The organism is uncultured Mobiluncus sp., from assembly GCF_902488535.1.
Classification (GTDB): domain Bacteria; phylum Actinomycetota; class Actinomycetes; order Actinomycetales; family Actinomycetaceae; genus Mobiluncus.
In genome coordinates, this window is the sequence record NZ_CABTWO010000040.1 from 1 (window position 1) to 3,921 (window position 3,921).

The 3,921-nt window shown below is 55.4% G+C and carries 2 protein-coding genes and 2 pseudogenes; 2 read left to right on the plus strand and 2 right to left on the minus strand.

Features of this window, described 5'->3' with window-relative positions; all coding sequences use genetic code 11:
* Nucleotides 1–856 (minus strand): FTR1 family protein (locus tag RDL66_RS08880; RefSeq protein WP_308536626.1); only part of this gene is annotated, 856 nt, incomplete at its 3' end.
* A gap of 365 nt (nucleotides 857–1,221) precedes the next feature.
* Nucleotides 1,222–1,650, minus strand: a pseudogene (locus RDL66_RS08885) (transposase); the annotation flags it as partial.
* On the opposite strand from RDL66_RS08885, the pseudogene RDL66_RS09050 reads away from it, so the two are divergent.
* Nucleotides 1,637–1,792 (plus strand): annotated as a pseudogene (locus tag RDL66_RS09050) (IS256 family transposase); the annotation flags it as partial. The pseudogenes RDL66_RS08885 and RDL66_RS09050 sit on opposite strands and share 14 nt — an antisense overlap.
* Nucleotides 1,793–2,045: 253 nt before the next feature.
* A complete protein-coding gene (locus tag RDL66_RS08890) occupies nucleotides 2,046–3,653 on the plus strand; it encodes a type I restriction-modification system subunit M (protein WP_308536627.1) in 1,608 nt (535 codons plus the stop codon).
* The last annotated feature ends 268 nt before the right edge of the window (nucleotides 3,654–3,921 follow it).

Consider the following 3,921-nt stretch of genomic DNA (forward strand, 5'->3'; position numbering starts at 1 on the left):
AGATGACTTGTAGCCAGGACATTTGCGGCATAAATCCGGTGAACGCTTGGAGCAGTGTGGCGATGATTCCGGCGGGATCGATGAACTCGTCGAGATTGAACGCCCAGCCGAACGGGAACGACGCCATCCAGAACGGGTACGTAGCAAACCCGGTGAGGACCTCGCCGGTACGCGGGTGCGTCGGAGCAATCGGTGCGCCGGAGAACGGCCCGGGGAGGAACTGCGCCTCCTGCAGATCGTGGATGGCGTAGGCGAGGATGCCCGCCGCCACAATGATGAGTAGAGCACTCGACCAGGTGAAGAATGTGCCCAGATTCAGGCGAAGAGCGCCCCGGTAGATCAGCCAACCCATCACGATGGCAACCCCAATGCCGGCGAACGCGCCAATGACCGCACTTGGTGTGGTCATCCAGCCCCACAATAGGAGGGTTAGTTCAATGCCTTCGCGAGCAACGGCGACGAACGCGAGCCAGAACATGGCCTGCTTGCCTTTGGTCAGCGCAACGCCCGTTTTGTCCTCGAGCATGGTGCGCAGTTTGCCGCCCTTGTTGCTTAAGGAGAGGACCATGCCAGTGATCATGGCCACCGCGATCAGCGACATGGTGCCGCCGATCGCTTCCTGGGCACGGAACGACAATCCGTAGCGGCCAAAGGTGAATAGCGCGCCGAGCGCCGTGCAGATCACTGCTGCCAAGACCACACCGACCCACACGGTGCGGGCCGCGGTGTTCAGGTGACCCTTGTCGTCGCCGGTGGTGGTGCTGCTGCGGCGCTTGATGGCGGCGAATAACATGCCGACGATAAGGGATGCTTCCAAGCCCTCGCGGAGGCCGACCAGGAAAGCGGCGATGAACATATTCAGAACTTTCTCGTGTGTAACGTGGCCGTCGAAGGGTGGCATCCAATTAAGGTAAAGCTACCCTTTACTAGCCAAGGCTTACCTTAATTTGCAAAGTGTGGGAAAGTAAAGAGAAATGTGTTCACGCGTGCAACGGGGGGGAGCGTGCGGGGGTTGTGTTTGGCTAGCGGCACTGCGCTGCAAACCTCCTGCTCGTGCGGTGAAACACCAACATTTGTTGCCCGAAAATGAGTGATTCCTGTGGGACAATCAGGCGTCTACAGATTCACAAGGAAGCAACGATGACTGAAGTTCCACGGTCAAATCCCGTGTAGTGGTGTAGCCGTTTGTGCTTTCGGCTCGGTATGAAGTTGGGGGTTTGGTTAGGCGGTTAGCTGGTGGTGGTCGCCATGGTCATTTCCTGTGTGGGGGTTGGGTTGGTGCATGAGGTGTTTGGTGTGCTCGAGTGCGGATAGTGACATGTAGCGTTCTTGTTGGATCCGATCGTAGTGTTGCTCGGCAAGGACGGCGCCAACAAGCCGGATGATTGATTCGCGGTTCGGGAAGATACCCACGACGTCGGTGCGCCGGCGGATCTCCCGGTTTAACCGCTCGGTGGGGTTGTTTGACCACACCTTCGTCCAGACCGGTTTCGGCGCTGCGGTAAACGCCAGCGCCTCATCGAGTGACTCCTCCAGATACGCCGCAACCTGCGGGAACTTCGGCTCCAACAGGTCAACGACTTCGCGGGCTTGAGCCCAGGTGGATTGGGCGTCGGGTTGCTGGAAGATCGTCTGAAGCATCGCAGACAAGCGCGCTGCGCAGCGAGCGAAGAAAGCAAAGCGCGACGTTGAGTGCAACGGCTATATTGAAGGAGCGAAAGCCACCGGGTGGAAACAAGCCATCAACCAACTAGCCGTGGCTTACCCCGACCGATTCGCGGACTACTTGTAAACCAACCCCCCGCACACAAAGAATCGGACACTCTCTACTGGCGGTGGCCGCCCCTGTATTTCCCCAGGGACCACCATCAGCAAGCGTTACACCACACTGCGGGACGCAACCCTTATTAGGTGGTTCTCACATATGCACGACCTGGGCAACCGTCTTTACGTGCAAACGTCCGTGCAGTGACCACCCCGGACATGTCGCAGCTCATGAGATAATCGCCCCAGTAGAAAGCGCATCAAGGTGAAAGGACGTAGCAATGGCAGATGTAGCCAAGGAAGTCGCGGAAAACGCTCCAGTTGACGGGAGCAAGCAACGCGCAGACCTACAGAAAACCATCTGGAGGATTGCCGAAGAGTTGCGCGGTTCCGTCGATGGCTGGGACTTCAAAAGCTATGTCCTCAACATGCTGTTCTACCGTTTCATTTCGGAGAATCTGACTACCTTCCTCAACGCTGAAGAAGACGGACTCGACTACGCCAACCTCTCAGATGAGGACGCAGAAGTTGGGCGCGACGGTGTGGTAGAAGAAAAGGGTTTCTTCATACCGCCGTCTCGCTTGTTTGAGAACGTCTACCAAGATGCCAAGCAAAAGGTGGCACAGAAGAAGACCCCAAACCTCAACGAGACGCTAGAACAGGTCTTTAAGGGGATTGAGTCCTCCGCCGTAGGTACGGAGTCGGAGGCCGATTTTAAGGGTCTGTTCGATGACTTCCAGGTCAACTCGAACAGGCTTGGTGAGACTGTTCCGGAACGGAACGAGAAGCTCTACGAACTTATTTACGAGATACACGAGCTGCCGTTTGGTGATTTCGGGGATAACGCTATCGACGTTTTCGGTGATGCGTACGAATTCCTCATGCAGATGTATGCTTCTCAAGCGGGTAAATCCGGTGGTGAGTACTTCACCCCGCAGGAAGTCTCTGAAGTCCTCGCCCGAATCGCAGCATCTGGCAAGGCCAAGGTTCACAGCGTCTACGACCCGGCGTGTGGCTCAGGCTCTCTCTTGCTGAAGTTCGCCAAGGTTCTCGGGGAAGAAAACGTGGGTGGGTTCTACGGGCAAGAGATTAACTTGACCACGTACAACCTGGTGCGGATGAACATGATCCTGCACAACATTGGGTTCGAAAAGTTCGACATCAAACGTGCGAATACTCTCACCAACCCGCAGCATGACGATGTAGAGCCATTCCACGCCATTGTGTCTAACCCTCCGTATTCTCGGAAGTGGAAGGGTAAGGAAGACCCAGTGTTGGTTAACGATGATCGTTATTCACCAGCAGGTGTGCTGGCTCCCCAGCGTTACGCTGACTGGGCGTTTAACATGCACATGCTGTCCTACCTTGATGTAGACGGCACCGCTGCCATCGTTTCCTTCCCTGGTTCGCTGTATCGCGGTGGTACCGAAAAGACGATCCGCGAGTACATGATCAAGAACAACCTGATCCAGACGGTCATCCAGCTACCGTCTGACTTGTTCTTCGGACCGACGATTACGACCTGCATTTTGGTGATCAAGAAGTCCAAGACGGATAACCTGATCCACTTCATCGACGCGTCGAAACACTTCAAGCGAGTGGGGACGAAAAACAAGCTCTTCCCCGAACACCAGGACACAATCGTCAAGCTCTACGAGGATCGCGCAGAAGTCGAGTATGAAGCAGCCCTGGTGACAAACGAGGACGTTCTCTCTAACGATGCAAACCTGTCTGTGAACGCCTACATCGAGCAAGAAGACGTGCGAGAGATCATCGATACGTCGAGTTTGAACGAAGAGTTGCGCCAGATCGTGGCTTGCCAAAAAGTCTTGCGGGAAGCTATCGAGCAGGCAGTGACTGATCTGGAAGCTGGAGTTGATGATGAATAAGTTCGATGAGTTGGTTCATGATCTGTGCCCTGATGGGGTGGAACGAGTCGAACTAGGTAAGTTGGCTGAACTTGTTCGAGGTTCTGGGTTGCCGAAATCCGTCCTTATGGAGCAAGGAGACGTAGGCGCAATTCACTACGGACGAGGGTGTCCGATTTTTTGTGTGCGGGGGCTTGGTTTACAAGTAGTCCGCGAATCGGTCGGGGTAAGCCACGGCTAGTTGGTTGATGGCTTGTTTCCACCCGGTGGCTTTCGCTCCTTCAATATA